Below are 21,037 nucleotides of genomic sequence, written 5' to 3'. Positions count from 1 at the left end.
TCCACCTACTCTTTATAATCTAGACGTTCTTTTGTATATTGTGCTCTCAATTTCGTTGAGAAGATCCGGCTGTTTTGGGGAAAGGAGATTTCCCCTATACTTCTGAAAGGCACAACCCCTTGAACAGAATTGGTCATCCATGCCTCATCAGCTGATAGCAAATGGGAGACTGGGTATCGCCCTACTTTTAGTGAAGCCTCCATCGCTTGGAGTGTTTCGATACAATATCGACGAGTGACCCCATTTAAAATGCCTGTATCAAGTGACGGTGTATAAATCACATCGCCTTTTCGCCAAAATACATTGGAGGTAATGCCTTCTGCCACATCATTTTCTTTTGTTAAAAAGATACCTTCTAACTTCGGGTCATTTCCCACTTCTCTTTTTGCAAGCAGGTTGTTCATATAATGGTGAGACTTGAGGCGCCTCGGACCTTCCGGCGTATTTCTCCTCGTTTGAAGAATGACTCCCTGTTTCTCATCTAAAACAGATTCGGTCCGGAATGGAGAGATCATGACAAACACGACAGACTCTTCATAAGGATCTGCAGAAAATCCATTGCCCCTGCCCGCAGAAACATTGAATCGAATTCTCGCATGGCCACCGGCTATTTCGTTTTTATTTAGTAAGGTATGAATGATGTCGAGTACAAATGGTTTCTCTATTGTGGATTCGATGCAAAGGTCATGCAATGATTGATTGAGCCTTTCAAGGTGCCAATCTAACAGAAAGACTTGTCCTGCCAGGCTGGTAAATGTTTCGAATACACCGATGCCATATAGAAAACCATGATCAAAAGGAGAAAGAGTCGCGTCTTTCTCCTCTATATACTGACCGTTCAGATAAATGATCATGCGTTTACTTCATGCCCCTTTTTACGATAGGTTTCAATGAAATTTTTAAGCATTTCTTTTCCGAAGGACGTCATAATCGATTCAGGATGAAACTGTACACTTTCAATTGGCAGCTCTTTATGGCGAATGGCCATGAGCTCGCCTTCCTTTGTGCTGGCTGTTGCGTCAAAGCACTCCGGCAGCGTTTCATTTTTGACAATTAATGAATGATATCTCGTTGCGACAAGCGGATTTTGGAGTCCAGTGAAGACACCTTTTCCGTCATGTTCAATCTCTGACGTTTTACCATGCATTAAGCGCTCAGCACGAACGACATCCCCTCCAAAGACTTGCGCAATGGATTGATGCCCTAGGCATACACCGAAGATCGGAATACTTCCCGCAAAGTGCTTGATTGCCTCCATACTAATTCCCGCTTCATCAGGACTGCATGGCCCTGGAGAAATCATGAGAAAATCTGGCTTGAGTTCTTCGATTTCTTGAATGGTTACTTGATCATTCCGTTTCACGATCAATTCTTCTCCAAGCTCACCTAAATACTGGACCAGGTTGTACGTAAATGAATCATAATTATCAATCATTACTATCATGCTCTGCTCACCTCTAACTCAAAATAGTCTCTTCTTCGCTCAACTGTAATGCTTTTTTTACTGCATAGGCTTTTTTAATCGATTCTTTATATTCGTGCTTTGGTACAGAATCGATGACGATCCCAGCACCCGACTGCATAAAGGCTTTGCCTTCAGTGCAGTACGCCGTACGAATGACGATGTTAAAGTGCATATCTTGATTAAATCCAAACCAGCCTATAGATCCAGTATAAAGCCCACGCCTTGTTGGCTCAAGCTCTTCTATGATTTCCATTGTTCTTACCTTTGGAGCACCTGTAATTGTGCCGCCTGGGAATACGGCTCTCATGACATCTACTGCATCACAATCATCACGCAGTTCCCCTTGTACGTTGGATACAATGTGCATCACATGTGAATATTTCTCAATCGCCATAAATTCGTTCACTCTTACTGAGCCATAAGTGGACACGCGTCCAAGATCATTTCGCTCAAGATCGACGAGCATCACATGCTCCGCGCGTTCTTTTTCATTTTCAATGAGCTCTTTTGCCAGCGCTTGATCCTCAGCATCGTCCTTGCCTCTTGATCTTGTACCCGCAATCGGTCTTGTTTCTAATTGAGTCCCCTTTTTCTTAATCAGCAGCTCTGGAGATCCACAAACAATTTGGAAATCAGGCGTGTGCAAATAAGACATATAAGGAGATGGATTGACTTGACGTAACGTTTTGTATAAATCATAAGGGTGGGTGTGGAGCTGTTCATCTTGTCTGATGGATAAATTCACTTGGAACACATCACCGCTTGTGATATATTGCTTAATCTTCTCTACTGCTTCTCCAAAGGTCTCTTCAGTAAAAGGTGCTGCTGGTACAAATTCTGCAGAAGATTCATAAACAGGTGATTGTGCTGATTCGATTACAGAGCTTGTCCACTTTTGCTTCAAATCTTCAAGTCTTTGATGAGTGACACTCACAGGTTCCGCTCCCTCTGTGTGAGTAATCAGCCACAACATATTTTCCTTATGATCAAAGACTGCAACATCATTAAACACGAGAAAATAAAGATCAGGTGTTTTCAGGTCATCAATGGACAGCATCTTAAAATGCTCGATATATCTAGCATAATCATAGCTTAAAAATCCAATCGCCCCGCCTTGAAAATCAGGGTATTCCTCATTCGTTTCGGTTTGAAGGGTTTGGAACCAATCCGTAAACGCTCTGAATGGATCGCCTTCTTTAAACAGCACCTCATCTTGATAATGGATGGTTGTCATCCCATCTTTCCCCTTCGCTTTAGCGATTGGGTGAATACCAGCAATGCTGTAGGAACCGCCGCGAGCACTTTCAAGCAGAACATGGTGTGTTTCGCCAGCAGTTAGTTGTTCGTATCTTTCCAAGAATGCATCTTTCGTAAAAGGAATTTTGATGCCCATCGGCCTGCGTTGTGTCATGTTATCATCCTTTTTCATTTTCATTAATCTTATTGTAATGCAATCCAATTTATTTAGAAAATAGTATTTGCTTTCCATCTACAGATTTCATAAAAAAACCCCAGCAAATGCTGGGGTAATTGGTTTAATCGAACTGATAAAGAGGTGTGCTGAGGTAACGCTCCCCATTACTTGGGATGATTGCGAGAACCTTTTTCCCTTTACCAAGCTTTTTCGCTGTTTGAAGTGCTGCGTAAATAGCTGCTCCTGAAGAAATACCGCCAAGGATTCCTTCCTCTTTCGCTGCTTTTCTTGCAAGCTCAAATGCATCTTCGTTTTTCACTTGGATAATGCCATCATATACTTCCGTGTTTAAGATGGAAGGAATAAAACCTGCTCCAATCCCTTGGATTTTATGCGGGCCCGGCTTTCCGCCTGATAATACAGGAGAATCTGTCGGCTCTACCGCATAAAGCTGAATCGATGGGATGGCTTCTTTTAGGACTTCGCCAGCACCCGTAATTGTGCCGCCCGTACCAACACCTGCAATAAATGCATCAAGCTCGCCGTCAAACTGTTCAAGAATTTCTTTTCCTGTAGTACGACGGTGAATCTCCGCATTGGCTTCGTTGCTAAATTGCTGAGGCATGAAGTAACCGTGCTCTTCTGCTAATTCTTCTGCCTTTTTGATGGCACCTTTCATTCCTTCTGCACCTGGTGTTAATACAAGCTCTGCACCATAAGCACGTAAAAGGTTACGGCGCTCCTGACTCATTGTGTCTGGCATCACTAGAATGGCGTTAATTCCTTTCGCTGCCGCTACCATTGCTAGACCGATACCTGTGTTTCCGCTTGTTGGTTCGATGAGCGTGTCGCCGGCTTTTAAAGTACCTTTCGCTTCAGCATCTTCGATCATCGCTAACGCAATACGATCTTTCACACTGCTGCCCGGGTTCATATATTCAAGCTTCAAGTAGACATCCGCACTGTCTTCATCTACTAAACGGTTTAATTTAACGACTGGTGTATTTCCTATTAGTTCAAAAACTGAATTTGCAATACGAGCCATCACTAACACCTCTATCTCCGAGTAATTTTATTGTATTAATATTAAATTATCAATTTCGAAAAATTTTGTCAATGCTTTTAGTCCTGCTCGCCATCGTAAAACCATGTGACTTTTGCTTCTTTCCACAGAGTTTTGACATTCGCCTTTTCACCTAGATCTTCCATGGCAATCTGCCTTTTGATCTGATTTTTGACTTCTTCATACGAGAAGGAGCGGCCATCTAATTTTTCTTTCAATTGAATAATGGCATACCCGTTTTTGGTCTCGATCGGTTCTTTTGTCCATTCATCTGGCTGAAGCTTTTGAGCTTCCTGTATGTATAGGGCTGGGATACTTTCTTGTTCTTCCGTCACAAACCCAAGATCTCCGCCATATGGAGAGGTGTAGCGGTCAATGGAGCGTTCAGCTGCCACCGCCTCGAAGCTAGATCCGCCTTTCAGATCCTTCAAAACATTTTCAGCTTCACCTTTTGTCTTCACGACGATATGACGAATACGGTATGAATCATCATATTGATATAAGTCCTTGTTTTTTTCATAAAAGGATTTCGCTTCTTTTTCAGAAACGACAGCATCTCTCGTTAAAAGCTGCTCTAATAAAATTTGATAACGAATCTGTTCTGTCCAGTCCTTTTCACTCGTATGTCCATCTTCGTAGAAATTATTAGATACCGCCTTAAGCATCAGCAATTCACGATTGATTTCTTTTGAGGACACCTCAAGCTTGTTTTCTTTCGCAAGCTGATTGACCACCTTCTGATTAATCATTTGCTCAAGTGTTGCCTTTCCATAGCGGTCTTCCATCTTCTTTAACCATTCTTGACGTGTCACCTTCTCTTTTCCAATCGACGCGATTTCTTCACCGCTCTTCCCGTTTGAAGAAGCCTGTGACATTTGCGACTTTGTTAATACATATGCAATGACAACGGCATTGATCATAAGCAACACGAGAATAAATGTCCATACCACTCTTGCTTTCAGTCTCATCTTTCGTCTCCTTTCAATTCTAAAAAGAAAACCCGCTGCTTAGAGCTTAGCGGGTTATTTCTTCACGTAGCTCCTCTAGCTCTTCTTTTGTAAATACATACGTTTCGTTACAAAAATGGCATTGAGCTTCTGCTTGTCCTTCTTGTTCAATCATATCGTCAATTTCGGCTTTTCCTAGGCTGATAATGCCATTAGCAAAACGTTCTTTTGAGCAGTTACAAGAAAATTCGACAGGTACAGTTTCTAAAATTTGAGGTTTTTCTCCGAGTACTTCTTCTAAAATTTCTTCTGGTGTCATCCCTTTTTCAATGAGTTTAGAAATGGGTTCAATGGTTGAGAGCCGCTTTTCTAATCTTTCAATGACAGCATCTTCTGTTCCAGGCAGCAATTGAATGATGAAACCGCCAGCTGCGAGAATCGAGTTATCTGGATTGACGAGAACCCCCACACCTACAGAGGAAGGCACTTGCTCAGAAGAGACAAGATAATAAGTGAAGTCATCTCCAATTTCACCTGAGACGATCTCCGTTTGTCCTGTAAAGTGATCTTTCAGTCCGATATCTTTCACAACACTTAACGTTCCAGATGTCCCGACTGCACGTCTAACATCCAGCTTGCCATGTTCATTTAAGTCAAAGTGGACTTGTGGGTTTGAGACATATCCGCGCACTTGGCCCTTTGCGTTTCCATCAGCAATGATGGCACCGATTGGTCCACCGCCTTCAATTTTGACCGTTAGCTTATTTTCGCCTTTCAGCATAGCACCCATCATGACTGTAGCAGTCATAGTTCTGCCAATCGCTGCTGATGCTGTTGGCCATGTATGGTGTCTTCTTTGTGCTTCATTGATTGTATCTGTTGTGTTTGCAGCATATGCTCGGACTTTTCCGTCATATGCTAACGCTTTAACTAAGTAATCCATTCGATTTTAAACCTCCTATAGTACACCGACACGATTACGTTCATAAATGAGTTGAAGTCCTTTTAATGTTAAGAACGGATCGACAACATCAATGCAATCTGATTCATTTCCAATCAATGTCGACAAACCGCCTGTTGCAATGACTTTCGGTGTTTGTTTCGCTTGCTGCTTCATCCGTTTCACTATTCCCTCGACTTGCCCAACATATCCATAAAGGATGCCGGATTGCATCGCACTGATGGTGTTTTTTCCAACAATGTGTTCTGGACGGACAATTTCAATTCTCGGCAGTTTTGCTGCTCTTGTATATAAAGCCTCTGTGGAGATGGTAATACCAGGTGCAATCGCCCCACCCATGTATTGTTTTTGTTCATTGATATAACAGTAGGTTGTCGCTGTACCGAAATCTACGACAATGAGAGGTGCCCCATAAAGGTGAATCGCCGCTACTGCATTCACAATTCGATCAGCCCCGACTTCCTTTGGATTGTCACACATAATGTTTAATCCAGTCTTCATTCCAGGCCCTACAATTTGGGGAGTTATGTGAAAGTACTTCTCGCACATTCTTTCTAATGCAAACATCATTGGCGGGACAACAGACGAGATGATAATTCCTTCTATTTGGTCAAACATTAGCCCGACATAATCAAATAAAGACCTGATGGCCATACCAAATTCATCTTCTGTTTTATGACGGCTTGTTTCAATTCGCCAATGGTAGTTTAGTTCGCCATTATGATAAACACCTAAAACGGTATTTGTGTTCCCTACATCTATCACGAGTAACAACTTCATCACCACTTTGAATAGTTTCTCAAAAAGAGCATTTTTCGACTTTCTATCATACCATACACGAATTGAGTTCTATTTGTAAACAATTCGAAACCGATCCATTCAGGAATTGAAATAAAAAAAGCTGCCGGTGATCCCGGCAGCTTTCACAGAGGGAGATTAGATCTCCTCATCTTCTTCTTTTTTCTTGATGTTCACTTTCACATCATCATTCTTCTCTTCGTCATCTGCGTATACACGCTCTGGAAGCTTTCCAGTTTCGTAAAGAGATTTAATTTGTTCAGCATCTAATGTTTCAACTTCTAGAAGGGCTTGTGCGATAATTTCTAGCTTATCTTTGTTCTCAGTGAGAATTTGTTTCGCACGTTCGTAGCTGTCCTTGATGAAACGCTGAATTTCTTGGTCAATCTCGTAAGCAATGGCTTCACTATAATTCGGCTCGTTGTTAAAATCACGGCCTAGGAACACTTGACCACCTTGTGCTTGACCGAACTGAAGCGGACCAAGCTTATCAGACATACCGAACTCAGTAACCATTTTTCTTGCAATGCCTGTTGCACGCTGGAAGTCGTTGTGAGCGCCTGTGCTTACTTCACCAAACGTAATTTCCTCTGCAACACGACCGCCGAGCAAGCCGACAATTTTATCAAGAAGCTCTGGCTTCGTTTGGAAATAACGGTCTTCTCTTGGAAGCATGACCGCATATCCGCCTGCCTGACCACGAGGAACGATCGTTACTTTATGCACCATGTCCGCTTCGTCTAGGATAAGACCAATGACGGTATGACCTGCTTCATGGTAAGCCACGATATTACGTTCTTTCTTCGAAATGACGCGGCTTTTCTTCGCCGGCCCAGCGATGACACGATCAGTCGCTTCGTCGATATCACGCATATCAATTTTCTTTTTGTTATGACGGGCAGCAACAAGTGCTGCTTCGTTTAGTAAGTTCTCAAGATCTGCTCCAGAGAACCCAGGTGTTCTGCTTGCAATGGCTTTCAAGTTCACTGTATCATCAAGCGGTTTGTTTTTCGCATGAACCTTCAGTACTTCTTCACGGCCAATGACATCTGGGCGGTCAACCGTAATTTGACGGTCAAAGCGTCCCGGACGCAGCAATGCAGGATCTAGGATATCTGCACGGTTCGTCGCAGCGATGATAATAATACCTTCGTTCGCACTAAAACCATCCATTTCAACAAGAAGCTGGTTAAGCGTTTGTTCACGCTCGTCATGACCACCGCCAAGACCGGCTCCACGCTGACGACCCACTGCATCAATCTCATCAATAAAGATCAAGCATGGTGCATTCTTTTTCGCATTTTCGAATAAATCACGTACACGTGATGCACCGACACCGACGAACATCTCGACGAAGTCAGAACCACTGATGCTGAAGAAAGGAACGCCTGCTTCTCCTGCAGATGCTCTCGCAAGTAATGTTTTACCTGTACCTGGAGGTCCTACTAGTAAAACCCCTTTAGGAATTCTTGCGCCAAGCTCCGCAAATTTACGTGGATCCTTCAGGAATTCAACCACTTCTACAAGCTCTTGCTTTTCTTCATCTGCACCGGCAACATCTTTAAATTTCACACGTTTCTTCTCTTCTGTGTAAAGCTTCGCCTTACTTTTACCAAAGTTCATAACACGGCTTCCACCGCCCTGAGCTTGGTTCAATAAGAAGAAGAACAGGATAAAGATGATGATGAACGGAATGATGGTTGTCAAAACTTGCAGCCATCCATTTGTTTCAGGTGCGGGTTCTACTTTTACATCTGTATTCTTCAGTGCACTGTAAATCTGGTCAACACCTTGACCATCTGGAACATGGGTAATGAAGTATTCATCTTTCTTCGCGCCATCTAATTGACCACGAATTTCATAAACCCCTCTTACAGGCTGAATGGAGATACTCTCCACTTTTCCCGCACTTAGATTTTGCGAAAATTTGCTGTAAGACATGTTCTCAGGCTTTTGATTAGGGGATCCTAACCAACTGACTACCCCTATCACAAGTAATAAAATAAGTATATAAAAAATCGTATTACGAAAAACCCGATTCATTCCTTACCTCCTCCCACAGTAAGCACAACTATGTTCAATAGTATCATAGAAAATCATTCCAATACAACCAATAACCTCATGTATACGTATGCTGATTAGCCTTCGTAAACAGATGGTTTTAACACTCCAATATACGGGAGGTTTCGGTAACGTTCAGCGAAATCCAATCCATAGCCGACAACAAATGCATCTGGCACTTCAAATCCAACATAATCTGCTTTGATGTCTGCTTTACGACCGCTTGGTTTATCAAGCAATGTCACAATTTTTATGGAGTTTGCTTTACGGTATCGGAAAAGCTCTACCAGATAGCTCAAAGTTAACCCACTGTCGATGATATCTTCCATAATTAAAATATCTCTTCCTTCAACAGAAGTATCTAGATCTTTAATGATCTTTACTTCTCCTGAAGATACGGTAGATTTTCCGTAGCTAGATACATCCATAAAATCAAGTTCTAAATATGTATCAATGTGCTTGATCAGGTCTGCCATAAATGGAAGAGCCCCTTTCAAAACACCAATAGCCAGGGGAAATTTACCATCATAATCGCTGGTTAATGTTGCACCCAGTTCCTTCACTTTTTGCTGGATCTCTTCTTCTGAGATCAAAACCTTTTCAATATCTTGTTTCATGCTTTTGCTTGCCCCCTACAAATTTTCATGCTGTCTATATTGTAATACAATGAGATCGCTGTTTGTCATATCAATTTCTTCAAAAACGGATTTTTTCAGACCTGGGATCCAGATGATTTGATGATCCGAGTCAGTGACGATCGGCCAGCTGTCTCTTTCTGCAAGAGGCACTTTTTTATCAATAAATATATCCTTCACCTTTTTTGATCCATTCATCCCTTTAAGTTTAATTCGATCACCATTTTTTCGTGAGCGAATGATCAAAGGGAAACGAACATGATCTTTTTGAAGCAAGAAAAAATGGTTTCCGTTCCGTGCATCCTCCGGAACATGATTTGATACCACAATAGACTGCCCATTTGGAAGGAAAAGCTTCTCTCCAAGTTCGCCCTTTAAGTGAAGAGCATAAGACTGGTCTAGTACAAGCGATCGTTCAAAGGTAAACATACAGTAATCATAAGACTTGACAGCTTGTAAACCTTTTGGCAAATCTAATGATCCAGACGGTTGTTCGGTATGAGATAACCAGTCCAAAGTCCCTAGAATATGCTGGTTTGAAAACGCTGATTGAGTGTTTTCATAAAGATAGTTTAATATTAGTTGAATGCCTCTTCTTTGTAAAGGCAAAGGCAGGTCAAGCAAAGGCTTCGTTTTGATCTTAATTTGCTTAGGCGATTGATTCGTTATCACTTGGTTCATTTGTTCCTTTGTTAATGCCTGCAAGTATTGCTCATCTTCAGTCAGCATATCACTTACAAACTGAAAGCTTTCATGTACATGAGGTGCCTCTTCTTTTAACACGGGAAGAATGTGTCTTCTTACCCGGTTTCTCAAGTAGTCATCTGTGTGATTGCTTTGATCAATGACATAGGGGATATGTTCTTTTTCACAAGCGGTCAGCACGTCATCCTTGGAATATCCAATGAGCGGCCGAATCAGCCATCCACCTTGATAAGGACGTTTTGCTTGGATACCTGCGAGCCCTATTCCAACTGTCCCTCTCACAAGCCTCATCATCATTGTTTCTACTTGGTCGTCCCCATGATGTGCAAGCGCTATAAATTGAGCGTTGTATTGCTCCATCAATTGACGAAAGAAAGCATATCTGCACTCTCTTGCAGCTGCCTGTTTGTTTAAGTGGTTTTCTTTTGCATATTGGGCAACTTGTATGCGGGCCGATTCAAAAGGAATTTCTTGCTCCTTGCAGTATGCCTCAACAAATGCCAAATCAGCAAAAGATTCTTCTCCTCTGAACATGTGATCTACATGGGCTGCAATCAGCTGAAAGGAATCTTTGCGACGTTTGTTTAGTTCGTGCAGTAAAAGCATGGAATCTGGTCCGCCAGAAACCCCGACAATGACTGTCGTATTTTCAAGGTAAACATCATGTTTTTTCAAAAATGATTCAATTCTATTCACAACTTCCTCCTCACAAAGAGCAGGTAATTTAAAGATATACATATCCTATCACTTTCAGTAGCTCCAAGCAAAGATGAAGCCTGCTTTTTTACAGGTCTATAGCAGGAACAAAACTACATATGCACAGTAAAGAGCAAGTACACTGCACACGATAAGAATAGTTTCAAAAAGCCCACCCGATTTTTTGCGTACTTGTGTTCTTTTTGCTGCTGCAACTCTCGATCGTGAAGTCACATGTTGATTTTGTTGAACAGCGGGCTTTTGCCCGTTTTTTTTCTGTTGCTTCTTTTGACTCGCTTTTCTTGAAGCGATCAGCTGTCCTTCTTTCAGCATCGCACTCTTCATAGCCGCCGCTGATTGATATTTACCTTGTAGAGCGGCCTTTAACACCCTCTCATATTGCTTTAATAATGGATGTCCTTCAATGGCTCTGTAAAGCTGCTTTTCTGGTTCTGCTCCTTTTTTGAATTCTTTCTTATACGCACAATTCACCATTACCATGCTTAAGGCAAATAGATCATAGGATGGCTCTGCCTTTCTTGTGCCGAATCCCCAATAGCCTCGATCAAAAAACTCTGTATATTCCTTGATTGCCCTGCCCGCTTTTGTCGTTCCCCCTACATCAATGCACCGAATCGCGGCCGGGGGACCTGACACGATGAGATTATCTGGCTTCAAGTCACCAAATATCCACCCTTCTTGATGTAAATGAGCCAAATTAGATAAAAGCTGAACCATTAAAACGACGATCCACTCATCACCTTTTTGTTTGACAAATTCCAGCAGTAATGGGCCTCTGACATACTCCATCACATAAAAGGAACGCTTTTGAAGCATGCCGGGATAAATCGCATCATCCATATCATAAAAAGAAGGCCCCATGGTTTTCACAGGAGCCTTAGAAAAGGATTTTAATACATTGACTTCAGATGCAATGAGCATACTGTCATCACTCACTTTAAGGGCTACTTGACCATTTGGCGATTCGGCTAGATAGACAATACCGTTCGCCCCTTTTCCTAGCTCTTTTACAATGCGGTAATGATGGTGATGCCATTTCCCTTGAATCACCGTGCCTAACGGAATGTTAGAAGCCGAATTCATCATGCTCTTCCTTTGCTTCAAGCAGCCCTTTACGCGAACGAACTGATTTGAAATGCTGGAGCGCTTCTCGAAGCGCTGGTCCAGTTGGAGTGATTCCTCCTGTGGTCAGTTTCGGGAAAATAGATGATAGTGAATCGAATCGAGGCGTCCAATTCAACACAATTTCAGCATCTGAGTTTTTCCCGGGAAATATACACATCCCAAACTGATTTTCACCAATTCTTGAATTTAAACTAATGGAGAGATCAATGAGTGCTTCTTTAACGGTCGGCAGCTTCGGTTTCATACTTGCACTTGTATCAACAAGCACAAGTACTTGAAGGTGAACTGTCTCTCCTAACTCATCGACTACTTCCATCACTTCCCCGCGCTTATCAGGCGGAAGCTCTTCTATTTCAGTATCTTTGCCAAGTATTTGCTGCAATTCTTTATTCACAACACCTTGTAAGGTTTGTGTCATCGCTTTTTTTGTGACCATTTGTACCGTTTGAGATAACTGCTGGACGTAGACAACTTGATGAATGCCTCCGCCTGCTAGAGCAATCCCCTCAACTTCTTTCATTGCTTCATGATCGTGTCTGTTTTCCTCCATAATGCCAATGACATTGACTGTAATCCCTTGTTCCTTTGCCAATGAGGCAATCGCAAGTGGATCTTCCCCGTGATTTGAGCAGCCATCTGTAATCAATAAGATTTGGTTTACGTGACCTTTTCGCATCTTCATTCCTCCTGGGATCGTAACTGAATGCTTTATATCCCCATCATCGCCAGAAGAATTTCATATTATACGATATTTCAAGAAATCTCTTGTTTCTCAAGATAGAATGTACCCGTCGGAATGGATGCCCATTTTGGAGTATTGTGATCAAGCCTGATGACAACAACCGTCATATCGTCGTCAATTTGACCCGATCTTGTTCGAATGACCTCTTCCATTAATAAATCAGCAATCTCTTGCGGATCTTCTGTTTTAAAGCTTTTCATTTTGCGCTTCACCCAGAGATCATGATTTTCAATATGCTTTGGTCCTTCGAAAATGCCATCACTCATCATAATCAGCAGATCTCCTGCCTTCATCTGTTCACTCACAACCTCCACTTCAAATTCATCAATAATTCCAATCGGTAAGTTGCTTGCTTGTACCTTCATCACCTGATCACCCCGTTTAATAAAGCTGGGTGTTGAACCAATCTTGAGGAACTTACAGCTCGCATCCTGTAAATCAATAATGGATAAATCTAATGTTGAATAGATTTCATCAGTCGTTCGTAAAGATAAAATACTATTAATGGTTTTGATCGCTACTTTTTCATTGATACCTGATGCCAATATTTTTTCTAACAGCTTAATCGTTTCATTGCTTTCAAAATGAGCCCTTGCTCCATTGCCCATTCCATCACTAATAGCTGCGGCATATTTGCCCGCACCCAGCTCCATCATACTGTAGCTGTCTCCAGACACTAATCCTCCGCCTTTTGCTGCATGCGCTACGCCTGTAGCCACTCGATATGATTTTGCAGAACCAAATACAACGTGGCAATAGCCTGTTGGGTGCTCTGCACACTGCTCTGCTTTGACTAAAATCTGTTCTTCTAAAATATCTGAGAGCATAGGGGCGATGATTTTTTCACATTCACCATGCCCTTGGCAATATGGGATTCTCATTTCAATATCGACATTCCCCTGCTCTAAGCTATAAATTTCTACTTGCTGAATTTCAATTCCAAAGTGTTGAAGTGCTTCTATCATCTGCTCTTCTTGAATAAAATGCTGTTCTCTTTCCCGTTTTATTTCCCGGGAAAAATCCTCCATCACTTGTGAAACGCCCATCAGTTGTTCAGCTACCAGTCGTCTGCTGTCTTGGACCTTTTTCTTCAGGGTCTGATTGGCTTTATAGTAAGCGATCTCCTCTTCAATCAATTCCTCGACATGTTTTGATTTTGAGCAGTGCTGGCTAAATTTCTTCTTCAATTTCCGGTTTTGCTCGTAGGTTTTTTCATCAGATTCATGCATAACTTGTTTCATCAGTTCATAGGTTGTATCAAAGTTCTGCACCCAGCATTTATTTTTCTTATAGCACGTTTGACAGGATCGTTCTGTGATCGTACTTAAAAAAAGATCTACATCCTCTTCCTGTTTCTTTTCTTCAGGAATGGATTCATAAAATGTCGCAAAACTCTCAGACAGCGCATGAAATACATTAGAAAATTGGTCTACCTTTTTTGCTGTCACATCTCGTACTTTCCGGGCGTATTGCTGCTGTTCCTGTACATGCTCTACCGTACCAGGAATATATTTCGCTACCTTAGAGGTCACTGATTGTGGCGTGAGCAAGAAGAGCGCAACCGCAATCAATGATTCATATAGCGTGGTTATGAGTCCTGCTGATCCTTCTCCGTACAAGGAAATAAGTAAGGAACCCACAATTAAGCCAATGGCTGCTCCTGCTTTCTTCCCCTCTTTCAGCAATCCCCCTAATAAACCTGAAAAGGCAAGAAGACTCATCTGATAAAGGTTTCCGATGTTAGCGAGACCAAGAATTAATCCAGTGACGACACCCACTGTACAACCAATACTCGCTCCTCCAATGAAAGCAAAGCTCAGCACTACATATCGTGACAAAATATGTTCTGCCTGCATTCCTTGAAATGTGATCCCTGCCAGACCTGTTAAAACTGAGGCAATCAAAATCATAAAACAAATAATTTCTTCAACCTTTAAGGAGTGTTTGATTTTTCTGACTGTAAAAATCGGCAGGCTTTGAAGGAAAATCAGTGTCAAAATGAAGGCAAGTCCTGCTTCGACACCCGCCATGACGTAATCGTAGCTTTGCACAGCACCTTGCTCTAGGTAAACAAATGCTCCTCTGGTGATCAGCATTGACAGCACAATGACAACCGGCAATGTTTTCACTGGGTCTTTGATGATGAAAGAAACCACCTTGGACATCAGAAGGAATACGATCAGCGACGCAAACACAAACAATGCATTTTGAGGTGATATCGTCATAGCTCCAGCAAGTAAAGCGAGACAAGCGAGCATAGACTTATCTCTTTTGATAAGCAGCATGGAGCCAAAGAAAGGCAGAGCAAACGGCATAATTTCAGATAATATAAAGGCTCGTCCTAATAAAAAACCAAGAACGACATAAATAAACCCTTTATAGAAAAAAAGAGAATGCGTATGATGAAGAAACAGGTTTTTCATCTTTTTTAACCCTGCACTGATTCTTTCAAACCCTGCTCCTGTTAAATCAGTTCTTCTTTCTAGTTTTTCCATCTTTTCATCCCCCACCTGATATTCGTTGCTTGTCATTATAGCGAAGGTGAAAAAGAAATTTTGTCAAAAGAAGTTGTCGTTTCCATAAAACGTTCGACGCTTTATTCGTCAAAGAGGCATACTTTCATGAAAGTCGATGTCTTTCATCAGAATTTTACGAAGACACAAAAAAACAGCTTTCCTAAGGAAGGCTGTTTTCGAAGATGACCCGTACGGGATTCGAACCCGTGTTACCGCCGTGAAAGGGCGGTGTCTTAACCGCTTGACCAACGGGCCTTGCTTTTATGTTCTAATCAAAAGGATAGCGGCGGAGGGGATCGAACCCCCGACCTCACGGGTATGAACCGTACGCTCTAGCCAGCTGAGCTACACCGCCATAATGAAAATGCGCTAAGAAGCACAAGATCTATAATACAAAGGAATCGCTTGTCCGTCAATAGGAAGTTTTAAATTAAATGACGAAATCTCAAAAAATGTCGTATGGATCAAGAAAAAAAGCACCTGCGGTCAGCAGGTGCTTTGTTGTGAAAGATATATAGAAAGCAGCAACAAGTTAACCTCTTCTTGCTCCGCGTCCCCCACGTTTTGATTCCGTGTTACGTTTTAAAGATGTTAAGCGGTCTTCACTATCTTTTAAGAATTTGTTCATTTTTTGCTCAAACGATTCCTTCGGACGGAAATCATTTCTGCTCGGTCTTGATTGTTGTTGTTGAGGACGATCTTTTGCTTTTTTAATGGACAAGCCGATTTTACCGTCTTTTTCAACGTTAATCACTTTCACTTCAACTTGTTCACCGACTTTTAAATGCTCATTAATATCTTTTACATAGTTATCGGCTACCTCACTGATATGAACGAGACCAGTTGAACCGCCTGGCAACTCCACAAAAGCTCCAAAATTTGTAATGCCCGTAACTTTCCCTTGTAACTTGCTGCCAACTTCAATCGACATAAAAAAAGTGCTCCTCCTTAGACTTATAAAAAAATCTCATTTGTTCAATTATACATAAACTGAATTTTAAGTGTCAACAAGGCTAATCGCTCTTATTGCCCACATCAAAGATTTTTTCGCCTTTTTTGGACATATAATAGTCCCGTCGTGCCAGTTCGAGTACGTATTCCTTGCTTTTCAGCTTTTTAATTTCATCAGAAATATCTTCCTGCTTTGTTTGTAATTGCTTCAATTCTTTTTCGAGTGCAACCTTCTTCTCTTCTTTTTCCTTTAATGAAGACGATTGCGACCAGAGGGCACTTGTCACCAAGACAGCAAACATGAGCACGATCACACCAAACACGGTAAGCCTTCTTAGGAGTCCACGGCGTTTGCGTTTTAAGCGCTGTGCTTGCTGTTCCATTTGTTTTTGATAATCATTTTGAATTTGTGCGATATTTCTTTTTCTCTTGTTCAAGGTTGAAGGCCTCCTCTCTTACTTTGTCCAGAATTGTTTCCATTTCGTTTTGATGGTACCAGATAATTTCTTGGTCCCTTGTAAAATTCCTGCTCCTTTAGAGAAAAACAATCTCATTGATGTTCGCCATTTTTCGGGAATCCGATGAATGATGGTCACATTAAGTAACCAGATGAGCGGATAACAAACAATGGACAGCACCTTCCACACGAGCCGAAACGTAAAATGAACAAGACGTAAGAGCAAGTGGAGCAAGAACATAATAGCACTTATGATTAAGGTCATCAGCCAGCGGATTGGCTGGAAGACGATGGACTTGACCAGCCGTTTCAAGATGAGAGCGGCTTGATACACACACATCACCATAAACTTGAGAATATTCATATACAGCTGTTTCATCAATGCCTGATACATCGAGAAACCTAGTGCAACAGCTAGAAAGATATAAACCCTGAATTCTCCCTCATTTGTCAGCAGCAGAACATAAAAGAATAAGAGTCCCTGTACCAGCCAAAAAAGGAGATCGTGTATGATCAAAAGCCATTTTGCTGTCTTTTCCCGATTCACAAACAGCTTGTACGTATCAAGCGATGCGCCCAGCCAGATGCCCATCGCTACCATCGAAAGCATCGTATAAAACTGGACTGTCAGCGTCATTTAAACAGCTTGCTAAAAAATCCTTTAGCTTTCTCCCCGTGCTGCTCATCTACATAAATTAAGTCAAAGACACGTCCTTTAATCGACACAACGCCTTTTTCGACGTCTAGGTTTTTCATTTGCAGATTTTCTCCACGGATAGCGAGAATCCCCATGACCGTCTCAAGCAGAAATTCTTCATTATCAAAGCTTTCCACCTGTTTGACGCCGGTAATATCTAAATGCTTTCTGTTTCGCATTGTGATATTGTGTTCCGCTTCTGATGACAGCTTCGTGCCTTGAGGTTGATTATAATATTGATTCATTTATACATCCCCCATATCTCATACTTGCATTGTTACTGCATTGTATGTGACAGGAGGATCATTTAGAACAAGCCCTATTCCGCTGTTTTTTCTTCTTTTAGCACAGTATACATGCCAGCGGCTTCTTCTTTTTTCGTTGTGTCCTTTAACTCGTTCACTTGAACCGTCACTAGTTTTTGACCAAAACGGATTTTAAGCTCGTCTCCTTCTTTCACGTCAGAGCTGGCTTTCGCCTGTGTGCCGTTAATAGAAATTCTGCCTTGATCAGCGACTTCTTTTGCCAATGTTCTTCTTTTTATTAAACGAGACACTTTTAAAAATTTATCTAATCTCATGTTTACTCACCTCTTTCTATACGTTTGGCATCGTTCCATAGATCGTCCATTTCCTCTAGCGTTAAATCCTCTAATGAACGTCCCATGTCCTTTGCTTTTTGTTCGATATGCTGAAAACGTCGCATGAATTTTGTGTTGGCTGAAGCGAGCGCTGTTTCAGGCTCTAGCTGATAGAACCTTCCAATGTTGACGAGAACAAACAAAAGATCTCCAAATTCATCTTTCATCTGCTTCGTTGCACTTTCGTCCGGCTTCTCTGCTACTTCAACGAGAAATTCCTGCTTTTCTTCTTCGTATTTGTTCCAAATATCTTTCACATCTGTCCAATCAAAGCCTACTTTGGCGGCTTTCTTTTGGAGCTTATATGCCTTTGTTAGTGCTGGAAGCGTCGCCGGGATGGATTGCAACATGGAGGCTGCCCGCTCCGGTTTCTCCTGCTGCTTGATTTTTTCCCAGTTGACGACCACCTCTTCTGCTTCAGAAACATTTGTGTCGCCAAACACATGGGGATGTCTACGAATCATTTTTTCTGTGACATGCTGGATGACATCATCAATTGAGAAAAAGCCGTCATCTTCACCGATTTGAGCATGAAGTAACACCTGCAGCATCACATCTCCGAGCTCTTCCACCATATGGTCTGGATCATCTTCATCTATCGCTTCAAGCAGTTCATAGCATTCTTCAATTAAATAGGGTTTCAGTGACTCATTGGTTTGTTTTTGATCCCATGGACAGCCGCCCGGACCTCTTAATGTACGGATGACGTCACGGAAGGTGTCAAATTGTTGATAAAGCAGCTTTTCATCTTGAATCGGAGGTACATAAACACTTGTTAAGTTATTTATCGACACATCTCGATCAAGTTCAAATAAAGGAACGGCAGTAATCTGTTCCAGGCTGCTTCCAGCCGCAGTCACAATATAGACTTCATAATCGTCTGGAAGCTTTTCCATCAGCGTGAGTTTCACATTCGAAGCGGTGATCTGATCATATACCTGACAAATGAGGACATGCTGGGTCAATTTCAGATCGTCCGCTCTCATATCTCCTGCGTCAACGAATTGGAATCCCTCGATTGGGTCGATCTGCAAGGAGTTAAACGTCGCATCTAAAAAGCTTTGTCCACCTGCAACAGACACCTCAATCCCGCGCTCTTGATGCTGAGAAACTAATAGCTGGACGGTCTTTTCTGCGACAAATGGGTGACCTGGTACTGCGTACACAATCTCCTTTTCAGCAGCCTCTGTAAATAAAATTTCCGTGATTTCCTGATAGACCGAATCAAACTGATCGTGCTTTTCATAAATCTCATCAAAAAAGGTCAGCGATGGGACCTCCTGCATCAACTCTGCGGTCAGCGGATGGTCCTGCGTTCTCATAAATACTTCTTTCGCCTGCTTCAGCTGCTTGTAAACACCGAGCGTCAGCTGATCCATGTCGCCTGCCCCAAGACCGACGACGGTAATCTTACCTGCCATTTTGATTCCCTCTCATCTGTTTAAAATATAAAATCTTTTCTCCTAATGGAATGAGTCTCCATTCCTCGTCCGTAAATACTTCTAGCTTAAGAATACTATATAAAAAGGCGAAACCACCAATAAAAACTGACGTCAGGCTCTCTAAAACGGAAAAAGGACGTTTTTCAAAGGGAATGACCCAAGAAAACAGCGCCTGATACCCTATTAAGACAATGGCCATGAAAGCGGCTGATAAAAGAATTTTCACTGGGAACAGCTCTCTCAACGAAATCCACCCTTTATGTTTCAAATAAACGGCATTGAGCAGAGCGGCAGCAAGAAAACCGCACACGGTTGACCATGCGGCACCGTAGATGCCAAATAGCGGGACCAGTGCAAGCGTAAGTATCCACTTCACCAGCACACTGAGCAGTACCACAACAGCCGGATACACAGTATGCCCGAGCCCTTGAAGTAAAGCTGCTTGCGTAATCGCAATCGATGTAAATGCGATGGAAATACAGAATATTTGCAGCGCATCGGTTCCTAAATCATTACGAAAAAGCATTGTATTAACTGACGAAAGAATACAAATCAGCCCAACTGCTGAACCAATCCCTAAAACCAACGTGGTTTTAAACGATGTCCGTACTTTTTGCCTGATCACTTCATGCTCTCCATTCCTCATGGCCGCTGATAAAAATGGCACAAGAGAAGTCCCGATGCTAATGGCAAACACTGTCCCTAGCTGTAAAAACGGCTGCCCTCGGTCATACACGCCTTTTGCCGCCTTTGCCGCGGCTTCACTCAGTCCCTCACTGCGCAGCAACGCATACAGATGAAAAGCATCAATCATTTGCATCCATAAAATGAGCAGTCCGCTGACACAAATCGTCAATGTATACAGCACCAAACTCTTCAAAACATCCTTTTTCCGAAGTGTCGCCTGCTTGACTGCCATACGTGTAGAAGACTGTTTTCGGTAAGTCAGCCAAAGAAAAAGAAGCAGTATAAGCGAGGCCGCACTTCCCGCTATGGAAGAGAAAACTGCACCCGCCCCTGTTTCATAAAGCGAATAGCCATGCTTGACGAAATAGAAGGATAAAACAAGCAGGACGCCTACCCTGATGAGCTGCTCAATCAATTGAGAAACAGCCGTTGGAAGCATCATACCGTCACTCTGAAAAACGCCTCTCAGCATCACGGTAAGCGGCAGAAATAAAAACACGAAAGCACTCATTTGGATAAGCAGGATCAATTGACTGTCCGCCATAAGGCTCGCAATTCTGCCTGCTCCTATGTAAAGACAAAGAAATAAGACTAGGCTCAGTAAGGTGATATAGACCAAGGATACCCGTGTAATGATCTGTCGATTCTCTTCCCCATGGTCACTTAGAAGCTTGGACACCATGACAGGAAACCCTGTGGTGCCGAGCATGATCGCAATACCAAGGAAGGGGTACACTTGCTGATAAATATAAAAACCAGTGTCTCCTACGATGTTCTGGAACGGAACACGATAAACGGCACTTAATATCTTTGATAACAAGCCTGCGATGGTCAAAATCACCGCACCTTGGAAAAGCCAATGCGGCTGATTCACAGCATTTTTCATGGATGACTCCTTTAAAAATAGATCTACAGTTAAACGCACTCATTATATCATACGTGAATGAAAAGCCGTTTCTTTCTAAGGAGTAGACGGCACATTCCTCGTTTTGTTTCATTCCATATAAAAAACGC

The 21,037-nt window shown here is 42.2% G+C and carries 20 protein-coding genes and 2 tRNA genes; all 22 read right to left on the bottom strand.

Going from position 1 to position 21,037, the window contains the following annotated elements:
- Positions 1–5 precede the first annotated feature (5 nt).
- Positions 6–854 (bottom strand): aminodeoxychorismate lyase, encoded by an 849-nt coding sequence (gene pabC, locus MHH68_RS00460; protein WP_268497178.1) that lies wholly within the window; start codon positions 852–854, stop codon positions 6–8.
- Entirely contained in the window at positions 851–1,444 is a 594-nt protein-coding gene (gene pabA / locus MHH68_RS00455; RefSeq protein ID WP_058015850.1) for an aminodeoxychorismate/anthranilate synthase component II, read from the bottom strand. Before pabA ends, pabC begins: the two co-directional genes overlap by 4 nt.
- Before the next feature lie 13 nt (positions 1,445–1,457).
- Entirely contained in the window at positions 1,458–2,876 is a 1,419-nt protein-coding gene (locus MHH68_RS00450) for an anthranilate synthase component I family protein (protein WP_061406501.1), read from the bottom strand.
- Positions 2,877–3,000: 124 nt separating this feature from the next.
- The gene (gene cysK, locus MHH68_RS00445) at positions 3,001–3,924 is read right to left on the bottom strand and encodes a cysteine synthase A (RefSeq protein WP_012008673.1); all 924 of its coding nucleotides are present in this window, start codon (positions 3,922–3,924) and stop codon (positions 3,001–3,003) included.
- Positions 3,925–4,001: 77 nt separating this feature from the next.
- On the bottom strand, positions 4,002–4,904 hold the full coding sequence (locus MHH68_RS00440) for a peptidyl-prolyl cis-trans isomerase (protein WP_224925996.1): 903 nt from the start codon (positions 4,902–4,904) through the stop codon (positions 4,002–4,004).
- A gap of 52 nt (positions 4,905–4,956) precedes the next feature.
- Positions 4,957–5,832 (bottom strand): Hsp33 family molecular chaperone HslO, encoded by an 876-nt coding sequence (hslO, locus tag MHH68_RS00435; RefSeq protein ID WP_058015849.1) that lies wholly within the window; start codon positions 5,830–5,832, stop codon positions 4,957–4,959.
- Positions 5,833–5,847: 15 nt separating this feature from the next.
- Positions 5,848–6,624, bottom strand: a complete 777-nt coding sequence (locus tag MHH68_RS00430) for a type III pantothenate kinase (protein ID WP_058015848.1) — start codon at positions 6,622–6,624, stop codon at positions 5,848–5,850.
- Positions 6,625–6,786: 162 nt separating this feature from the next.
- The gene (ftsH, locus tag MHH68_RS00425) at positions 6,787–8,691 is read right to left on the bottom strand and encodes an ATP-dependent zinc metalloprotease FtsH (protein ID WP_034620893.1); all 1,905 of its coding nucleotides are present in this window, start codon (positions 8,689–8,691) and stop codon (positions 6,787–6,789) included.
- A 95-nt stretch (positions 8,692–8,786) separates the two neighbouring features.
- Complete coding sequence (hpt, locus tag MHH68_RS00420) at positions 8,787–9,326, bottom strand: hypoxanthine phosphoribosyltransferase (protein ID WP_003217950.1); 540 nt, start codon at positions 9,324–9,326, stop codon at positions 8,787–8,789.
- Between the two features lie 15 nt (positions 9,327–9,341).
- On the bottom strand, positions 9,342–10,745 hold the full coding sequence (tilS, locus tag MHH68_RS00415) for a tRNA lysidine(34) synthetase TilS (RefSeq protein ID WP_081042368.1): 1,404 nt from the start codon (positions 10,743–10,745) through the stop codon (positions 9,342–9,344).
- Between the two features lie 96 nt (positions 10,746–10,841).
- On the bottom strand, positions 10,842–11,849 hold the full coding sequence (locus tag MHH68_RS00410) for a protein kinase family protein (protein ID WP_144463331.1): 1,008 nt from the start codon (positions 11,847–11,849) through the stop codon (positions 10,842–10,844).
- Positions 11,833–12,567 (bottom strand): VWA domain-containing protein, encoded by a 735-nt coding sequence (locus tag MHH68_RS00405; protein WP_003217969.1) that lies wholly within the window; start codon positions 12,565–12,567, stop codon positions 11,833–11,835. Before MHH68_RS00405 ends, MHH68_RS00410 begins: the two co-directional genes overlap by 17 nt.
- Before the next feature lie 77 nt (positions 12,568–12,644).
- Positions 12,645–15,128, bottom strand: a complete 2,484-nt coding sequence (gene spoIIE / locus MHH68_RS00400; protein ID WP_144463329.1) for a stage II sporulation protein E — start codon at positions 15,126–15,128, stop codon at positions 12,645–12,647.
- A 204-nt stretch (positions 15,129–15,332) separates the two neighbouring features.
- Positions 15,333–15,404 (bottom strand) — tRNA-Glu (locus MHH68_RS00395).
- A gap of 26 nt (positions 15,405–15,430) precedes the next feature.
- Positions 15,431–15,504, bottom strand: a tRNA-Met gene (locus MHH68_RS00390).
- A gap of 177 nt (positions 15,505–15,681) precedes the next feature.
- On the bottom strand, positions 15,682–16,080 hold the full coding sequence (locus MHH68_RS00385) for a S1 domain-containing RNA-binding protein (RefSeq protein WP_003217901.1): 399 nt from the start codon (positions 16,078–16,080) through the stop codon (positions 15,682–15,684).
- An 82-nt stretch (positions 16,081–16,162) separates the two neighbouring features.
- A complete protein-coding gene (locus MHH68_RS00380) occupies positions 16,163–16,537 on the bottom strand; it encodes a septum formation initiator family protein (protein ID WP_003217952.1) in 375 nt (124 codons plus the stop codon).
- 18 nt (positions 16,538–16,555) lie between these two features.
- Positions 16,556–17,194, bottom strand: coding sequence for a spore cortex biosynthesis protein YabQ (gene yabQ, locus MHH68_RS00375; RefSeq protein WP_061406497.1), 639 nt, complete (start codon positions 17,192–17,194; stop codon positions 16,556–16,558).
- A complete protein-coding gene (yabP, locus tag MHH68_RS00370) occupies positions 17,191–17,499 on the bottom strand; it encodes a sporulation protein YabP (RefSeq protein WP_003217974.1) in 309 nt (102 codons plus the stop codon). The genes yabQ and yabP overlap by 4 nt, the downstream gene beginning before the upstream one ends.
- A gap of 74 nt (positions 17,500–17,573) precedes the next feature.
- Entirely contained in the window at positions 17,574–17,834 is a 261-nt protein-coding gene (locus tag MHH68_RS00365) for an RNA-binding S4 domain-containing protein (protein WP_003217975.1), read from the bottom strand.
- A gap of 2 nt (positions 17,835–17,836) precedes the next feature.
- Complete coding sequence (gene mazG / locus MHH68_RS00360) at positions 17,837–19,315, bottom strand: nucleoside triphosphate pyrophosphohydrolase (protein ID WP_339164689.1); 1,479 nt, start codon at positions 19,313–19,315, stop codon at positions 17,837–17,839.
- Entirely contained in the window at positions 19,305–20,909 is a 1,605-nt protein-coding gene (locus MHH68_RS00355; protein ID WP_339164687.1) for a polysaccharide biosynthesis protein, read from the bottom strand. The genes mazG and MHH68_RS00355 overlap by 11 nt, the downstream gene beginning before the upstream one ends.
- Positions 20,910–21,037 lie beyond the last annotated feature (128 nt).

It is taken from the genome of Bacillus sp. FSL K6-2841 (assembly GCF_037976435.1).
Lineage (GTDB): Bacteria > Bacillota > Bacilli > Bacillales > Bacillaceae > Bacillus > Bacillus pumilus.
The sequence above is the reverse complement of the archived record's forward strand: the minus strand, read 5'-3'. Positions and strand labels throughout refer to the sequence as shown.